The 16,827-nt window shown below is 67.8% G+C and carries 15 protein-coding genes; 6 read left to right on the plus strand and 9 right to left on the minus strand.

The window, feature by feature from the left end:
• The first annotated feature begins 300 nt into the window (after positions 1–300).
• Complete coding sequence (locus DFQ14_RS18190) at positions 301–1,980, plus strand: C69 family dipeptidase (protein WP_246195489.1); 1,680 nt, start codon at positions 301–303, stop codon at positions 1,978–1,980.
• 21 nt (positions 1,981–2,001) lie between these two features.
• On the opposite strand, the gene DFQ14_RS18195 is transcribed toward DFQ14_RS18190, so the two are convergent.
• Complete coding sequence (locus tag DFQ14_RS18195; protein ID WP_114454533.1) at positions 2,002–3,228, minus strand: winged helix-turn-helix domain-containing protein; 1,227 nt, start codon at positions 3,226–3,228, stop codon at positions 2,002–2,004.
• 94 nt (positions 3,229–3,322) lie between these two features.
• Between DFQ14_RS18195 and DFQ14_RS18200 the strand changes: the two genes are divergently transcribed.
• The 3 genes from DFQ14_RS18200 (at position 3,323) to DFQ14_RS18210 (ending at position 5,733) form a co-directional block, all read left to right on the plus strand.
• Positions 3,323–3,886 (plus strand): GNAT family N-acetyltransferase, encoded by a 564-nt coding sequence (locus DFQ14_RS18200; RefSeq protein ID WP_114454534.1) that lies wholly within the window; start codon positions 3,323–3,325, stop codon positions 3,884–3,886.
• A gap of 94 nt (positions 3,887–3,980) precedes the next feature.
• The gene (locus DFQ14_RS18205; RefSeq protein ID WP_114454535.1) at positions 3,981–4,469 is read left to right on the plus strand and encodes a VTT domain-containing protein; all 489 of its coding nucleotides are present in this window, start codon (positions 3,981–3,983) and stop codon (positions 4,467–4,469) included.
• Positions 4,470–4,692: 223 nt separating this feature from the next.
• The gene (locus DFQ14_RS18210; RefSeq protein WP_114454536.1) at positions 4,693–5,733 is read left to right on the plus strand and encodes a sodium:calcium antiporter; all 1,041 of its coding nucleotides are present in this window, start codon (positions 4,693–4,695) and stop codon (positions 5,731–5,733) included.
• A gap of 111 nt (positions 5,734–5,844) precedes the next feature.
• On the opposite strand, the gene DFQ14_RS22445 is transcribed toward DFQ14_RS18210, so the two are convergent.
• Positions 5,845–5,973 (minus strand): hypothetical protein, encoded by a 129-nt coding sequence (locus tag DFQ14_RS22445; protein ID WP_257233765.1) that lies wholly within the window; start codon positions 5,971–5,973, stop codon positions 5,845–5,847.
• 174 nt (positions 5,974–6,147) lie between these two features.
• Between DFQ14_RS22445 and DFQ14_RS18215 the strand changes: the two genes are divergently transcribed.
• Both DFQ14_RS18215 and DFQ14_RS18220 read left to right on the plus strand, forming a co-directional pair.
• Entirely contained in the window at positions 6,148–7,110 is a 963-nt protein-coding gene (locus DFQ14_RS18215) for a sporulation protein (protein ID WP_338072630.1), read from the plus strand.
• Between the two features lie 285 nt (positions 7,111–7,395).
• Positions 7,396–9,735 (plus strand): hypothetical protein, encoded by a 2,340-nt coding sequence (locus DFQ14_RS18220; protein WP_114454537.1) that lies wholly within the window; start codon positions 7,396–7,398, stop codon positions 9,733–9,735.
• Between the two features lie 219 nt (positions 9,736–9,954).
• Here DFQ14_RS18220 and DFQ14_RS18225 read toward each other — a convergent pair whose 3' ends face one another.
• The 7 genes from DFQ14_RS18225 to DFQ14_RS18255 form a co-directional block, all read right to left on the minus strand.
• Positions 9,955–10,410 carry a hypothetical protein gene (locus DFQ14_RS18225; protein ID WP_114454538.1) on the minus strand — a complete coding sequence of 152 codons (456 nt, stop codon included), beginning with the start codon at positions 10,408–10,410 and terminating at the stop codon, positions 9,955–9,957.
• Positions 10,411–10,460: 50 nt separating this feature from the next.
• Positions 10,461–11,225 (minus strand): 4-hydroxy-tetrahydrodipicolinate reductase, encoded by a 765-nt coding sequence (gene dapB / locus DFQ14_RS18230; protein WP_257233762.1) that lies wholly within the window; start codon positions 11,223–11,225, stop codon positions 10,461–10,463.
• Between the two features lie 141 nt (positions 11,226–11,366).
• A complete protein-coding gene (locus tag DFQ14_RS18235) occupies positions 11,367–13,640 on the minus strand; it encodes a polyribonucleotide nucleotidyltransferase (protein ID WP_114454539.1) in 2,274 nt (757 codons plus the stop codon).
• A 264-nt stretch (positions 13,641–13,904) separates the two neighbouring features.
• Entirely contained in the window at positions 13,905–14,174 is a 270-nt protein-coding gene (gene rpsO, locus DFQ14_RS18240; protein WP_114454540.1) for a 30S ribosomal protein S15, read from the minus strand.
• Positions 14,175–14,496: 322 nt separating this feature from the next.
• Complete coding sequence (locus tag DFQ14_RS18245) at positions 14,497–15,006, minus strand: 2'-5' RNA ligase family protein (protein WP_257233763.1); 510 nt, start codon at positions 15,004–15,006, stop codon at positions 14,497–14,499.
• A 173-nt stretch (positions 15,007–15,179) separates the two neighbouring features.
• Positions 15,180–15,668 carry a helix-turn-helix domain-containing protein gene (locus DFQ14_RS18250; protein ID WP_114454542.1) on the minus strand — a complete coding sequence of 163 codons (489 nt, stop codon included), beginning with the start codon at positions 15,666–15,668 and terminating at the stop codon, positions 15,180–15,182.
• 142 nt (positions 15,669–15,810) lie between these two features.
• On the minus strand, positions 15,811–16,794 hold the full coding sequence (locus DFQ14_RS18255; RefSeq protein WP_114454543.1) for a bifunctional riboflavin kinase/FAD synthetase: 984 nt from the start codon (positions 16,792–16,794) through the stop codon (positions 15,811–15,813).
• Positions 16,795–16,827: the final 33 nt, after the last annotated feature.

A 16,827-nucleotide genomic window follows, 5' to 3' on the forward strand; every position in this document is an offset into this window, starting at 1 on the left:
CGCTTACCCCATCACCACGAAGCCATGGTCCGCTGGGCCATGATCCGACTCACCAGCAAACGCCTGATCAAACCAGATTAGGAACAGGCTCTGAGGTCCGTTCCGAACACCGAATTGCCCTCGAATCCCGTCGAGCCTCTTTCGGGATTTCTCTCGAATCGTTCTCGACCTGCTTCCCGCAGCGGCCCGTGATACGACGGTCGGGTTACATCGCCGTGGGAGACGAAAACTCCCACGGCGACAGGACTGCCGAGAACGTCGCAGTTCGTGTTCTGCGACCCTGCCTGATCGAGGTTTGGCATGCACCGACGGGTTTTCTCGTATCCCGCCACCTTCGTCACGGCCGTGCTCGTCACCGTGGCAGGTATGCATCTCGCACCGGGCAACCCGCACGACGTTTCCGAAAAAGCCCTCGGATCGACCTCCGAAAAAGCGGCCGATCATCGTCGTGCGAGCCCTGCGGGCGATCGGAAGGAATCACGAAAGGAGCGGGCGGACCAAAAGAGCTACGGAATCTACGTCGGCCGCAATCTCACCGCCGACGGAAGTGTCATGCTCGGCGGGACCGGGGACGAAGTGTCGAGTCACTGGCTGGAGATCGTCCCGGCCGAGGACCATCCCGAGGATGCCACCATCACCGTGGGAGTCACCGACGAGGCCACCATACCGGGAAGTCTCACCGAAATTCCGCAGGTGAGTCACACGTACAAGTACATATCGATGAACTACAGTGAATGGGCGGGCTTTCCGCCTCCACTGACGAACGGCGGGATGAACGAACACCAGGTCGCCATTCGCGACATCTGGTCCCCCTCCCGGCAGGAACTCGTGGAGATGGCACCGACTCCGCAGGAGGGGCCGCAGTACAGCGATCTCGCCCGGATCGGACTCCAACGCGCCAAGACCGCCCGGCAAGCCGTCGAGATCATCGGCAACACCATCGACGAGTACGGATACTCGACGTACGGCGGGAACTCCCACTTCATCGCCGACCCCCAGGAAGCGTGGGTGGTGATCGAACTGGCCGGCGGTCAGGGACTCTGGGTCGCCGAGCGGCTCGGTCCGAACGAAGTCCGCATGTCCTACCCGGGCTACATCCAGGAGATTCCACGCAACTGCCGGGAGCACCCCGACTACATGTGCTCGGAGAACTTCATCGACTTCGCGGTGGAGCAGGGCTGGTGGAACCCCGACTCCGGAGAGCCGTTCAACGTCAACGAGGTCTACGGCGAGCAGGGCTGGAACTACCGGACCACACCGGCGGAAGGGAAGTTCGTCGCCCCGGCCACCATCGAGCAGGAGCTCGAGAGCAAGGCCCCGGTGACGCTCGAGGAATTCATGGAAACGGTTCGCGACCCCAGGATCTCCAGCGATCAGAACGGATACGGTCAAGTGGCCCACCTGCGCGACGGCATCGATCGCGCACTCGGCCAGCTCTGGGTCTCTCCCACCGGCTCGGTCACGAGCCCGTTCATCCCCTACCACATCGGAGTGCAGGACGAACCGGCCGAATATCGCCAGCACCGCTATCTCACCAAGAACGCGGCCGAAACCTACATCAATCCCGCCTACGCACCCCAGGAGGCGACCACGTTCGCGGGCAGACTGTTCAAACGACTCATGTACCACACGTGTACTCGACCGAAGGAATTCTATCCCGAGGTGCACACGGCGCTGACGGCGTTCGAGGACGATATGCGCCGAGAACAGCCGGAGGTCGAAAAAACCGCACGGACACTCATCGAAGCGGGGCAACGCAAGCTCGCGCAGCGCTACCTCACCGAATACAGCCACACGCAGGCCGCCGAGGCCATGGATCTGGGTGAGAGCCTGGTGTCGAGCATCGAGGCACGCGTCAAGCTGCGCTACGGCATCCCCGAACCCCCGAATTCGGAAAACATCAACGGTGGCGGATTCGAGGAAGGAAACTTCGTCACCTGCTACCGCCAGGACAATTCCAAACTGCCCAACGGTCGGTGACCGGCCGAAACGGCAGGCGGATCACGCCGCCTGCCGCAGCGGCTCAGCGAGGTCGCCGCGCTCTCCGACGGCGACCTCGCCGAGCTGCAGCCACGCCGCCATCTCCCGCAGCGCCGCCGCGAGTTCGGAGGCGACCCTGCCGATATCGCTGCCCGGCTCGGAAAACGCCCCCGGCACACGCAGCACGCCCGCGGCCCGGTCCGCCTTGAGGTCCACCCGAGCCACCAGCTGCCCGTCGAGCAGGAAGGGAAACACGTAGTAGCCGTACACCCGCTGCGGCCGGGGAACGTAGATCTCGATGCGGTAGCGGAACCCGAACACCCGCTCGGTGCGGGAACGCTCCCAGACCAGCGGATCGAACGGGCACAGCAGCGCTCGACCGGTGACAGCACGCGGCGTACGGGCCCGCGCGTGCCGGTACGCCTGCCGATCCCAGCCACGGACCGCCACCGGCTCCAGCACACCGCCGTCGACCAGCTCGGCCACCGCCTTCCGGGACTGTGCCGGGCTCAGCCGGTAGTAATCCCGCAGGTCGGCCTCCGTAGCCACTCCCAGGGCGTGGGCCGAGCGTTCGACCAGCCCACGCACCGCCTCGTCCTCCTCGAAGTCCGCGGACAGGATCTCCGGTGGCAGCACACGCTCGGGCAGCTCGTAGAGCCGCTCGAAGCCCCGGCGCGTTCCGGTGGTCAGCTCGCCGGTGGCGAACAGCAGCTCGCAGGCGCGTTTGGTGTCCGTCCGGTTCCACCACGGCCCCCGGCCCTGACGCTGCCCGCCGCCGAGTTCCCGTTCCAGCCGCCCGGCACCGACAGGGCCGATCTCCTTGACCGCCGCGAGCACATCGTCGATCAGGCTCGGAGAGCGTTCCAACAGGTCACGGTAGCGCCGTTGGGACGCGCTGCCGTACTGGCGCATCCGCCACCGCAGCAACGGCCAATCCCGCACCGGGACGAGCGAGGCCTCGTGTGCCCAGTACTCCACCAGCAGACGCGATTTCCGTCCCCGCGCTCGCTGCCCGTCCGGCCAGGCGGCCGCGTCGAGGAGCTCGGGCGAGTAGGCCCCGAGCCGGCTGTACACCGGCATGTAATGCGCCCGGACCGCGACGTTGACCGAGTCGAGCTGGAGCAGCTTGGTCCGGCCGAGCACGCGTTGCAGATGCCTGCGGTCGACCTCGCCCGTGGGACGAGAATCGGCGAATCCCTGCGCGGCCAGCACGGTTCGCCGCGCTGCGGCGGCACTCATCGTCTGCACGGACGCGGATCATGCCAGCATCCCCCGACATCCGGCGATACCGGCGCACCGCCACGGACCCGGGCGGTGGCGTGTCCGCGTTAGGTTGTCGGGCATGGCCGATGCCGATGTGCGAACCGCCGAACCCTCCGACGCCGCCGAGATCGCACGGATCCAGCTGGCGACCTGGCGCACCGCCTACAGCGAGCTCCTTCCCGCCGAGGTCCTCGACGGGCTCGACGCCGCCGAGACCGAGCGACAGTGGCAGGAGACCGTCTCGCACGGACCGGCCTCGGTGCTGGTGGCGACCGAGGGCGGCTGGACCGTGGGGTTCTGCGCCGCCGGCCCGGCCCCCGAGCAGGAGACCGCCGCGGCGGACGGCACATCACCCTCCGATGCGGACGCGGTGATTCTGGTCAGCACGCTGCTGGTGGAGCCACGCTGGGGACGGCGGGGCCACGGTGGCCGACTACTCGGTGTCATGGCGCAGCGACTCGCCGCGAACGGGGCACGCCGCGGCATCGTGTGGACCCCCGAAGCCGACGAGGCCTCCCGAGCGTTCTTCCACAGTGTCGGATGGACCCCGGACGGCACCGTACGCACCCTGGATGCGGGTGGGCGACCGATCCGGGAACTGCGTCTGTCGGGCAGTCTCGACCTCCGCTTCGAGCAGGAGTGACCGCGCCCGGCACGAATCGTCGACCGCACTTCCGGCAGTGGTCGTTATGTCATTGTTAGCCTTGGGTCGTCCATCCCCGGCCCGAGGGAGCAACATGCTGGCAGCGATCGGATTGACCTCGACCGCTTTCGGGGTATCGATACTGTCCGCGCTGCTTCCGCTGATCAGCATCGAACTCTTCCTCGTCGGCGCCGTGCTCAAGGGCCCCGAACTGCCCTGGTGGCTGCTGGCTCTCGTGGTCACCGTGGGCCAGATCGGCGGCAAGCTCCTGCACTACTTCGCCGCGCGGGGAGTGCTCCGGCTCCCGCGGCTACTGCGCCGCACCAGCGAGCGGAAAAGCCACGGACGCTGGAGCAGGCGGCTGAAGCGGTTCCGCGAGCGCTGCCACCGACGACCGGTGTGGACCAACGGCATGCTGCTGTTCAGCGCAGCAACCAGCCTTCCGCCGTACGCGGCGACCGCCGTGACGGCCGGATGGGCGCGGATCCCGCTGCCCGCTTTCATCCTCACCGGGCTCGCCGGGAGGTTCGCCCGGTTCACCGCCCTGATCCTGCTCCCCGGCACCCTCACCGTCTGGTTCTAGACGAACAGTTCCGATGGGCTGACGTTCTTCCATCCCCCAACGGCGATACACCGCACCCGGTGATCACCATCCACCAGCCGCCTGCCACTGACCTCACGACCGAGTACCTCTCGTTTCGGCGCGGGCGTGTTTTTCCCGTTTCCAAGCTCTGCCGGGCAGCGCGGCATGCGGCCCCTTACCGTCGTGATGTCCATGATCCTGTACGCAGTCGGGTTGGATTGACGTGTTCGAGCTGTTGACGTCGCCGTGGCCGCTGGGCTGGAGCGTGGCCTTGTTCGCGGTGGCTGCTGCCGTCACGGTCGCGGGCAGTGTGCGCATGGCCGGTCTCGGTGACACGCTGGCCGATCGGACCGGGTGGGGCGAAGCGCTGTTCGGTGCGGTGTTCTTCGGTCTGGCGACCTCGCTGTCCGGCATCGTCATGACCGGAGTCAGCGCGGCGACGGGCCAGGTCGGTTTGGCCTACAGCAACGCCATCGGCGGAATCGCCGCCCAAACCCTCGCGGTCGCGGCGGCCGACTTCTTCTACCGGCGCTCCAACCTGGAGCACGCCGCCGCCTCGCTGTCGAACCTGTCGTTCGGCACCCTGCTCATCACACTGCTGGCCACCGCTCTGCTGGCGGCCTTCAGCCCCGACTACACCCTCTGGGCCGTGCACCCGGGCTCGGTGATGCTGGTCGCCTTCTACCTGGGTGGGCTGAGACTCATTCAGAACCAGGGCGAACAGCCCATGTGGCGGGCCGTCCGAACCCGGGAGACCCTGCCCGACGTCCCCGAGGAACAGGACCGTTTCGCGGGAGCGAGCAACACGAAACTGTGGGCGCAATTCATCGTGGTCGGCGGTGTGGTCGCCGTCGGCGGCGCGGTCATCGCCCGCGCCGCCGAGAGCATCGTCACGGCCACGGGCCTCAGCGCCGGATTGGTCGGCGCCGTGTTCATGGGAGTGGTCAACGCCCTTCCCGAGACGGTCACGGCCATCGCAGCAGTACGCCGGGGTGCGGCCACCCTCGCCATCGCGGCGGTGATCGGCGGAAACAGTCTCGATGTGCTCAACCTCGTCGTCGGCGACCTCGCCTACCGCGGCGGCTCGCTGTACCACACAGCCGGTCAGGACCAGCTGTTCCTCACCGCCGCAGCCCTGCTCATGACCACGATCCTGCTCGGCGGGCTCCTGATGCGGCAAGCACGCGGCTGGTGGCGACTCGGCTTCGAAGGAGTCCTGCTCATCGGCATCTACGCCGGCACCGTCGTCGTACTGGCCTTCTAGCAGCCGTGAGAGCGGCTGCTACGTCCGTTCCAGCATGTCTCCTACCGGCAGTCGGCTTGAGCGGCCTTCTACCGAAGGACTCCCCGGGGCGAAGACCGGACATGAGCATGGTTACCGCACCGGCTCCTCTCGTAGCGAGACCAGCGCGATCTCCGAGTCGGCAAAGTATCCGCCGATCAGTACGAAAAGCAGTACCAGGGCAAGGTTCAACGCGGCGTTGCCCACAGAGCTGACTGTCACGGTCAAGGCGGATCCGTGCAGTGACACCAGTCCGCCTCTCGGGAAGGTAACGATCATCGGCAGCGGGTTTTCACGGGGAACGGGCGCCTGTGCGGCGTTCGTTGGTGTGGTGCGGGCTTGCACATCCGAAGACCCGCGATCGATGTCGGCACTTGTCGTGAGGAGGAATTCCTGGTGTTCAAGAAGATGTTGCAGGCCGTGGGGGTCGGTGGCCCCTCCGTGGACACGGTTCTCAGCGAGGAGCCGTCCCGACCGGGCGGACATCTGATAGGTGAGGTGCGCATCGGCGGTGCGAGCGGCGAAGCGGACATTCAAAAGATCGTGCTGAGTCTGATCGCGGAGGTCGAGACCGACGACGAGGAGAAGCAGGGGCTGGAGTTTCAGCAGGTCGTGGCCGCCGAGGACTTCCGACTGGAGGCCGAGGAGCACCGGACCATTCCGTTCACCATCCCGGTGCCGTGGGAGGCTCCGATCACCGCCGTGCACGGCCGGCCGCTGCGGGGGATGCGACTCGGTGTGAGCACGCAGGTTGCGGTGGCCAAGGCCGTGGATACCAGCGATATGGATCCGGTCCGGGTCGAGCCGCTGGCCTCGCAGCAGCCGGTGATCGATGCGTTGCTGGCGATGGGAGCTCACGTCAAAAGCGCCGACCTCGAACACGGCCATATCCACGGTGTGCACCAGGAGTTCCCGTTCTATCAGGAGATCGAGTTCTTCCCGCCGCCGCAGTTCGCCGGGCAGGTCGGCGAGATCGAACTGACCTTCATCAGCCGGCCGGACAGCGTGGACGTGGTGCTGGAGGCCGACAAGCGCGGCGACCTGTTCACGCCGGGCGGCGACGCGTTCGGCCGGATCCACCGCGGCCACGAGGAGGCACTGGCCACCGACTGGGAAGCCGAGATCACTCAGTGGTTGCAGGCTGTGGCCGAACACAGCGGAGGCCACATGGTCCACGGACACCACGAACATCGGCAACACGGCTCCAGTCCCGGCATGGGAGGCATGCTCGCCGCCGGTGCCGGCGGACTGGCCACCGGCGCCGTGGGAGGCATGGTCCTCGGTGAGATGCTCGACGAAGGCGTCGACGAAGAGGAAATCGCCGAGGACGTCGCCGAAGAAATGGAAGACGAAGGCTGAGACTCTGCTCAGCTGGGCAACCCGGGTCGCAACCTACGGATGACCATGCTGTCCCCGGCGTGCCGACGATGCATCACCCGCCAGTACCCCAGGTTCTGCGCCGCCGGGCATGGATCTCGAGCACCTGGTGATCAGGGTGGCACGAGCGCAGTGACGGGACTGTCACACTCCGTTCCGCGGGAACCCCGGGTGAAACTCACCCGGGGCTCCCGCCCCATAGAATGCTCACTCGTTCAGCCTGCCGACGCTATGTTTCCGGGTGTCGAGCAGGGGAGAAGCCGCCGCATGAGCATGGAGACGATGCGCAAACGAAGTGCCTACCTGCCGCCGTCTGCGATACTCGGTGAGCACGCAGCCGACACGACCGCCCGGCCGGTTGATCACCCGGCGGGCGCGGCGAGATGGCGCCGGTGGTTCGCCGGACGGTTCGACCCGGTGCACTGGGCGATCGGCGCGCTGTCGGCGTTGCTGTCGACGTGCTTCATCCTCGTCAGTCTCTCCTACAACGGCTGGGCCTTCATCCCGCCGCTGGATGATGTCTACATCCACCTGCAGTACGCTCAACAGTTCGGCACCGGACATCCGTTTGAATACAACACGGGCGATCCGGTCAGCAAAGGCGCGAGCAGCCTGCTGTACATGGTCGTGCTCGGGGGCTTTGCCGCGTTCGGAGTGCACGGCCACGCTCTGCTGATCACGGCGATGATCTTCGGGGCCGTGTGCATGGCACTTACTGCAGTGTGTGTCTGCGCTATCGGCGGCAGGCTCGTCAACCGCACCGTCGGCATCTGGGCCGGCCTGCTCGTCGCGACGAACGGGGCGCTGGTCTGGGGCGGCGTCAGCGGCATGGAGGTCGGCTTCGTCGCCCTCCTGCTCGCGGCGACGACGCTGGCCGTGGTCGCCGAAGCACCGCGCGGACGGTTCGTTCTCGCCCCGGTTCTCGGGTTTTTCACCTCGCTGGCCCGTCCGGAGGCCTTCATCTTCGTCGTCGTGCTGACGATCGCGATGGCCTGGATCACCCTCCGGCACGGTCGTGGCGACGCGACGCGGCCCCGCAGATTCGCACGCTCGGCGCTGCTGCCGCTGCCGTTCTTCGCCTACGGTGGCCAGTCGCTGTTCTACCTCGTCGCGACCGGAAGTTCCTCGGCCAACGGGATGCGGGCGAAATCACTGCTGCACGAGCCGATCTTCTATCCCACCGAATTCGCAGGCGCCGCGCTGAGCCACTTCAACGAGTTCGTGCGCGTGTTCACCGGCCTGGAGGGCTTCGACTACGTCATCCCGGCAGCCCCGATCGCCGCGCTGGCGGGCGTGATCTGGTTCGCCCGGCGACAATCGGATCGGTTCCCGATCGCGCTGGCGCTGTTCGGCGGGTTTCTGCTGGTGCTGCTGGCGATTTCGACGATGCGCACGCCCACGATGCACCACCTGCGCTACGTCCAGCCGTTCCTGCCGATGCTGGTGCTGCTGACCGCGGTCGGCCTGTACGCTCTCGCCTCCGCGCTCGGCTCGCAGCGCGGACGTGGACGGGCGGGCGCGTTCGTGCTCTCCGGCGCGCTGCTGTTCACCCTGATACAGATACCGGCGTGGGGCATTCGGCTCGGACAGCAGGCGGCCGGGATCCGCGATCAGCAGGTGTCCATCACCGCCTGGACGGATCAGCACTTGCCCGAGGACGCGGTGGTGGCGGTCAACGACGTCGGCGCGCCCGCCTTCCTCGGCGAACACCGGATCGTCGACCTCATCGGTCTGACCACGAACAAGCTCACTGTGCCGAGCACCCACGGTCCGGGCAGCCTCTACGAAGCTCTGCGGGACATGCCGAAGGACCGGCGTCCGGACTACTTCGTGGTCTTTCCCAGCTGGTCGGTCCACGACCTCGTGCACGGCGGGGTCTTCGGCGACGAGCCACTGGCGACGTTCCGGCTCGATTCGCCGACCTACTCGCGCATCGCCCCGGGCGGCGGCAGCATCTGCCAGGCAGCCCGCTACTGCGACGTCGTCCACATCCACCGAGCCGACTGGGACGCGGCCGAAGCCGACACCACCCCGGTCGAAGCCGTCCGAGCCGGCACGGTCCGCGACCACGTCAACGTGGCCGACCTCGACGACGAACACGAGCACGGATACCGGGTCGACCCGGCGCACACGGGATTCCAACCCACCACCGATCTCGACACCGAACGCACCCGGCGCGGGGAGATCGTCGACAGCGGCCGGAAGGTCCTCGGCGGCGAGATCATGACGGTCCGCCGTCTCACCCCGGGGCTGCCGTTGACGATCACCGGGCGCATCGAAGCTGTCGACAACGAGATCGCTCCCCACGGCATCGACGTCTACGTCGACGGTCGCCACGTCGGCCTCTGGCATCGCGAGGAGGGCCGTGCCGGCTGGACGGAATCCACCTTCACCGTCCCCGCCCGGTTCCTCACCGACAACAGCGCACGTATCCGGTTGGGCTCACCGGACGAGCTCCTCAGCCCCCTGCCCGACTACGTCTCCTACGGCTACTGGTTCAGCCAGAAACACCCTGCTGACAGCGGAGACCGCGGTGGGCCCACCACCACCGCCGAGGCCGCCCCGAAGCAGGCAGGCAGCGCCCACGGCACCACTCGCACGAACTGATCGCGCATCCCCGGCCTTCCGCAGACGGCTGCAGGAGGAGCGAGGCCGGAGCACTGCTCCCCCGCAAAACGACCGCAAGAACTGTCCACCACCGGTAACCGACCGGTACTTCGAGGACATCCTCTGCGCAGGTCACGACGAGCACCGACAACCATCGGGAATCAGCCGGAAACCTCTGCTTCCGAGCGGGCGGTCGCAGGCCACATCGGGCAGCGACCGTCACTGCTCGGGACGGTCCGTGCGCTCCAGCTCGATCGCCGTGCGCATGGTCTTACGGCCCCGATTGCGGTCACCGGCGAGATCGTAGGCCTGCGCCAGCGCGAACCACGCTCGCCAGTCCTGCGGTGCCGCCTCCAGCTCGTCCTGCTTCTCGTCGAACCACGCATCCGCGGCCTCGCGCCGCACACGACCCGAGGGGCGACGCGGCAGATGCGACACGTCCGGCAGCACGCCCTCGGCGTCGAGCCGGCGGGCCAGCCGCTCCGTCTGCGCACCGAACCGGATCTGGTCGAACACCAGCAGCGCACCCAGCAGCGGAAGCACCAGGACGGCCAGGCCGAGCAGCACGAGAACGGGATCGCCCGTGACGATCATCATGGCCGCCCGGCTGCCCATCAGCACGAGATACACAGCCAGCACGGCGGCCAGCACGAATGCCGAAGTGCGTGGCCCCATCGCGGGCCGCCGGCCCTTTCCTTCGGACACCACGGGCTCCTGTCCGGGCACTACAGCCCCAGCAACGCGTCCAGGCCCACCGTGAGCCCCGGCCGGGTGCCCACCTCGCGCACCGCCAGCAGCACACCGGGCATGAACGACCTGCGATCGTAGGAATCGTGCCGGATCGTCAGGGTCTCGCCCTCGGTACCGAACAGCACCTCCTGGTGGGCCACCAGCCCCGCCATGCGTACCGAATGCACCGGTACGCCGCTGACGGAAGCCCCCCGCGCCCCGTCGAGTTCCCTGGTGGTCGCGTCCGGCGCCTCGGCCGCCCCCGCCTGTTCACGCGCCTGCGCGACCACCTGTGCCGTACGCGCCGCCGTCCCGGACGGCGCGTCGGCCTTACGGGGATGATGCAGCTCGACGATCTCCGCGGACTCGAAGAACCTCGCGGCGATCTCCGCGAAACGCATGGACAGCACGGCCCCGATCGCGAAGTTCGGCACGACCAGCACCCCGGTCCCCGCAGCGTCCCCCAGGCGGGAACGGACCGTCTCCAGCTCGGCCTCGCCGAGCCCGCTGGTGCCGACCACCGCATGAATGCCGTGGTCGACGCAGAAAGTGACGTTGTCCAGCACCGAGTCGGGATGGGTCAGGTCCACGGCCACCTGCACTCCGGCGGCGCTCAGGTCCTGCAGTGAATCACCCCGGTTGACTTCGGCGACCAGTTCGAGGTCCGGCGCTTCACCGACGGCCCGCACCGCTTCCGACCCCATCCGTCCCCGGGCGCCCAGGATGCCGACCCTGATCGACGATCCACCGGCCTGGCTCACGTGATCCTCTCCCTTCCGTGGGCATGTGCTGATCGAACGGCTCGCCTGCGGGGCGCGTCGCGCCACCACACACGTGCGGCCCGCACCGGCCACGGTATCCGGTACGGGCCGCACGACAGAGGGCTCCGACTCAGTGTCGGATCACTCGGCGGGTGCCTCGGGAGCGGCGGACTCGGACATCTCGACCTCGCCCTGGGCCGACGACTCGCCCTCGCCCTCCTCCTCGACGGGAATCAGGCTGATCTTGCCGCGGTTGTCGATATCGGCGATCTCGACCCGCAGCTTGTCACCGACATTGACCACGTCCTCGACCTTGCCGATGCGCTTGCCGTTGCCCAGCTTCGAGATGTGCACCAGGCCGTCCTTGCCCGGCAGCAACGACACGAAAGCACCGAACGCGGCGGTCTTGACCACGGTGCCGAGGAAACGCTCGCCGACCTTGGGCAGCTGCGGGTTCGCGATCGAGTTGATCCTGTCGATCGCGGCCTCCGCGGAGGGGCCGTCGGCGGCACCGACGTAGATCGTGCCGTCGTCCTCGATGGTGACCTCGGCGCCGGTCTCCTCGGTGATCGTGTTGATCATCTTGCCCTTGGGGCCGATGACCTCGCCGATCTTGTCGACCGGGATGCTCACCGAGGTGACTCGGGGCGCGTGCGGGCTCATCTCGTCCGGCGAGCCGATCGCCTCGGCCATCACCTCGAGAATGGTCAGCCGCGCGTCCTTGGCCTGGCCCAGTGCTTGCGCGAGCACCTCGGACGGGATGCCGTCCAGCTTGGTGTCGAGCTGCAGAGCCGTGATGAAGTCCTTGGTCCCGGCGACCTTGAAGTCCATGTCACCGTAGGCGTCCTCGGCGCCGAGGATGTCGGTCAGCGCCACGTACTGGGTCTGCTCGTCGACCTCGGCCGAGACCAGGCCCATCGCGATGCCCGCCACCGGCGCCTTCAGCGGGACACCCGCATTGAGCAGGGACAGCGTCGAGGCACACACCGACCCCATCGAGGTCGACCCGTTCGACCCCAGTGCCTCCGAAACCTGCCGCAGCGCGTACGGGAAGTCCTCCCTGCTCGGCAGCACCGGCACCAGAGCACGCTCGGCCAGCGCACCGTGCCCGATCTCGCGCCGCTTCGGAGTGCCGACACGACCGGTCTCCCCGGTCGAGTACGGCGGGAAGTTGTAGTGGTGCATGTACCGCTTGGCCGTCTCCGGGCCCAGGCTGTCGATCGACTGCTCCATGCGCAGCATGTTCAATGTCGACACGCCCATGATCTGGGTCTCACCACGCTCGAACAGCGCCGATCCGTGCGCGCGGGGGATGACGCCGACCTCGGCGGACAGGCCACGGATGTCGGTGGGACCACGGCCGTCGATGCGAACCTTCTCGCGAATGATGCGCTGCCGCACCAGCTTCTTGGTCAGATCCTTCAGCGCCGCTGCGATCTCCTTCTCCCGGCCGGCGAAGGGCTGCCCCTCCTCGATGCCGACCCGCTCCAGAGCCGCCTGCTTGATCTCGTCGAGACGGTTCTCCCGCTCCTGCTTGCCACCGATGGCCAGCGCCTCGGCCAGCTCGTCGGAGACGGCCTGCTCGACGGCGGTGTAGGCGTCCTCGGCGTAAGCCGGGAAGACCGGGTACTGCGCGGCGCTCTCCTTGGCCGCCGCCTGCGCCAGCTGCTGCTGCGCCTCGCACAGGGTGCGGATGAACGGCTTCGCGGCCTCCAGGCCACCGGCCACGATCTCCTCGGTGGGGGCTTGCGCACCCTGGGCCACCAGGTCGGTGGTGTGCTCGGTGCCCTCGGCCTCGACCATCATGATGGCCACGTCGTCACCCACGACCCGACCGGCGACGACCATGTTGAACACGGCTCGCTCGAGCTGCTCGTGCGTGGGAAAGGCGACCCACTGCCCGTCGATCAGTGCCATCCGGGTGCCACCGACCGGGCCGGAGAACGGCAGTCCGGAGAGCTGAGTCGAACTGGAGGCGGCGTTGATCGCCAGCACGTCGTAGGCGTCCTGCGGGTTCATGCTCGTCACCGTGATGACGACCTGCACCTCGTTGCGCAGGCCGTCGGTGAACGACGGCCGCAGTGGGCGATCGATCAGGCGGCAGGTCAGAACCGCATCGGTGGAGGGGCGGCCCTCACGCCGGAAGAACGAGCCGGGAATCCGCCCGGCCGCGTACATCCGCTCCTCGACATCCACCGTCAACGGGAAGAAGTCAAGGTTCTCCTTGGGCTGCTTGGAGGCCGTGGTGGCCGACAGCAGCATGGTGTCGTCGTCCAGGTACGCGGCGACACTGCCCGCGGCCTGCTTGGCCAGCCGGCCGGTCTCGAAACGGACCGTTCGGGTGCCGAACGCACCGTTGTCCAGGACGGCGGTGCTCTCGTACACGCCGTCGTCGTATGACTGCGGATCAGTCAACGTGAACTCCTCGTCTTGTGGGGTTGTTCCCAAGGGCTCACGGCAACCGCACGGGATGTGGTCCGACGAGGCCGGTCATCGATCGAAGTTCCCGGGCACGCGATACTGCTCCTCGCGCTCCCGGCAACCACTACCGAGGACCGGCGGACGCCTGCCCGTGGCGGCGTAAGCCCCTCGTCCTTGTTATCGCGCTCTCGCGCTCGTGGCAATCGCCCGCCGATGCACCGAGGGGAGTGGCCCTGCGGCCACTCCCCTCGGAACCTGTCAACGGCGCAGACCGAGCCGCTGAATCAGCGAACGGTAACGGCTGATGTCCACCTTCATCAGGTAGTTGAGCATCCGGCGCCGACGGCCGACCATCAGCAGCAGACCACGACGCGAGTGGTGGTCGTGCTTGTGCACCTTGAGGTGCTCGGTCAGGCCCGAGATCCGGTGGGTCAGCAGGGCCACCTGGGCTTCTGCCGAACCGGTGTCGGTCTCGTGCACCCCGTAATCGGACAGGATCTGCTTCTTCTCGGCAGTGGACAAAGCCACGAGCGATTCTCCTTGTTACGTGTCCCGTGGATACCCCTGAAAGATGCGCGGCACACAACCACGCCGGGGGTTCGAGTCGTCGCCGTCCGGTGGACCCCGCGGACTTCACCGCCGCCGGGTTCGGCACCGTCCGGCCATCACCATGTCATCCACCCACCGGAGATTCCCCCACCGCATGGATGTCATCAGCATGATCGGCAATCGGCCGCCACGGACTGCAGCCGGACTCCCACCCAGGATACCAGCAACTGCACTTCGCTCTCCGCTTCCCCGAACGGGTTGCATGTCGGCCCCTGCTGGAGGTGTCATCGCGGAATCGCCGTCAGCAGGTCACCGCCAGCGAAACCCGGCGAACCGTCCGGTAGGCGGGGCCACCCGACTGCTGTTCGCTGCACACCAGCGAAACATCGCGGGCCTCCCACCACGGCCCCTCGTAGTCCGCGAAGAGCCCGGCCAGCAGGTCACGGTCCGCGCGGCCCGCGGCCCACCGCGCCACGGTCATGTGCGCCCGGAAGGAACGGGGGTCGGACCCCGCCATCCCCGCCACCGTGGCCAGCACGTCGGCATCGGCGTCGCCGGCAGGCTGCACACCGATCCACAGGACCCCCCGGAAGACGCCTGCTCCGGCCATCCGCAACCGTGGTGGGCCGAATCCCGGCTGTGCACGGCCGGCTTGCCCGACCCGGTGAGCCAGCCGATCCCCCAACCGGTCGGGGTCGGCCTCGTCACCGTGGAAGCACAACGTCAGGTGCCAGCGCTGCGCGGGAACGAACCGGAACCTGCGCAGTCCCCCCGTGGCCCGCTCCAGCTGCCGCGACCGAGCGGACCGCACGGTTCGCACCTCCGCAGCGAGGTGCCCGACGGCCTCCTGCGAGGGCCAGAGTGCGGTGAACAGACGCATGGGATCTGTGCGGCCACCTCTCGTCGACTCCGGCACGCCGCGGGAGAACCGGCCGCGGCCGGCTCCACAGGGTCGTGCCCGCAGAGCTCTTCCGACCAACGATCCTAAGCACCCTCGCCGGCTGCGGCGCGACGCAGCAGGTCCGCCAGCGCCGGGTAGTCGCTGCCGAGCATCTCCGCCGCGGACTGCAGCTCACCGGGACCGGCCGTTTTCCGCAGCACCGGCCACGCCGACTCCTCCCCGCTGATGACGTATCCGACCGGCAGGTCGTCCCGCGCCACCGACGGGCGCGAATGCCGCACGTCCTCCAATGCCTGCCGGATCGCCTCGGACTCGCCCGCAGCCACACCGGGAGTGAGGACCTTGCGCTCCAGCATGACCAGACGAGCCAGCACCGACGGATTACCGATCTTCGCCCGGCGCCCGCTCATCACCTGACTGAGCATGGGAGCGCTGATGCCCAGAACATCGGCAAGGTGAGCCTGCGAAGTCCGGAAGGCCACGATCAACCGCCGCACCCGGTCGCCCAGAGGTTCTCCATACCACTGGCGCTGCAGGGCCAGGTTCCGCTGAACGATCCTGTGTTCTTCCAACCTTCACTCCCCCGGTGCCGGCCTCGATCCGGACATGTCGCCTCGATGACCGAATACTGCCAGTGCGGGCACGACCGGCGAGGCGAAATCGGCGGGAAAACCGGTACCGGCCCCGGCGGCGCCTTCTTCCGTCAGCGCGACCTCACCCGCCGATACGCAGGCACTCGCGAGTGGCATCGACATCCCGATGCATCTGCTCGACGAGCTCCTCGGCGGAATCGAATCGAACCATCCCCCGCAGCCGACGCACGAACTCCAGCTCGGCGTACTCGCCGTAGAAATCGGCATCGACGTCGAGAACGAACGCCTCGACCGTGCGCTCCCTGCCGGAAAACGTCGGATTGCTGCCCACCGACACCGCCGCGGGCAGTGTCCGTGGCGCCTCGGTCGCACCACGGCGGCGATGCGTGAACCAGCACGCGTAAACACCGTCGGCAGGAATCGCCGCATACTGCGGAGGAGACAGGTTCGCGGTCGGAAATCCCAGCTCGCGGCCGCCACGCCCGGCACCGCGCACCACGATGCCCTCCAGCTGGTGGGGACGCCCCAGAGCGGCCGCTGCCGCCTCGACGTCTCCGGCGTCGATGCAGGAGCGAATGTAGGTCGAGGAGACGGTGACCGCCTGCTCGGCCACGTCCGCCCCGTCCGCAGGCCCCGCCAGCAGGCTGGCCGGTTCCGTCTCGAACCCGAACCGCTCCCCGAACGTGCTCAGCAGCTCGATATCGCCGGCCGCCTTGTGCCCGAAGGTGAAGTTCTCCCCCACCACGACCACGGCGGCGTGCAGGCGCTCCACCAGGATCTCGTGGGCGAACTCCTCGGGCGGCATCCGCGACAGCTCCGAGGTGAACGGCAGGACGCAGAAGACGTCCACGCCGAACTGCTCGACCAGATCGGCACGCCGCCGCAGCGTCGTCAGCTGGGCCGGATGGCTGCCCGGGCGCACCACTTCGGCCGGATGCGGGTCGAAGGTGACCAGCACGCACGGCAGCTCACGCTGCTGCGCTCGCCGGACGGCATGCTCGATCAACTGTTGATGTCCACGGTGGACCCCGTCGAACACGCCGATGGTGACCACGCACCGGCCCCAGTCACCGGGAAGCTGCTCCAAGCCACGCCAACGCTGCACGGCTGACCACCCTATCCGCTCACCGCGAACGTG

Origin of the sequence: Halopolyspora algeriensis, assembly GCF_003337235.1 — a bacterium.
GTDB lineage: Bacteria > Actinomycetota > Actinomycetes > Mycobacteriales > Pseudonocardiaceae > Haloactinomyces > Haloactinomyces algeriensis.

Excerpts from the sequence above, each read along its gene's own strand:
- DFQ14_RS18190 (WP_246195489.1), top strand. The coding sequence starts at position 301 with ATGCACCGACGGGTTTTCTCGTATCCCGCCACCTTCGTCACGGCCGTG.
- DFQ14_RS18200 (WP_114454534.1), top strand. The coding sequence starts at position 3,323 with ATGGCCGATGCCGATGTGCGAACCGCCGAACCCTCCGACGCCGCCGAG.
- DFQ14_RS18220 (WP_114454537.1), top strand. The coding sequence starts at position 7,396 with ATGAGCATGGAGACGATGCGCAAACGAAGTGCCTACCTGCCGCCGTCT.
- DFQ14_RS18225 (WP_114454538.1), bottom strand. The coding sequence starts at position 10,410 with ATGGGGCCACGCACTTCGGCATTCGTGCTGGCCGCCGTGCTGGCTGTG.
- DFQ14_RS18205 (WP_114454535.1), top strand. The coding sequence starts at position 3,981 with ATGCTGGCAGCGATCGGATTGACCTCGACCGCTTTCGGGGTATCGATA.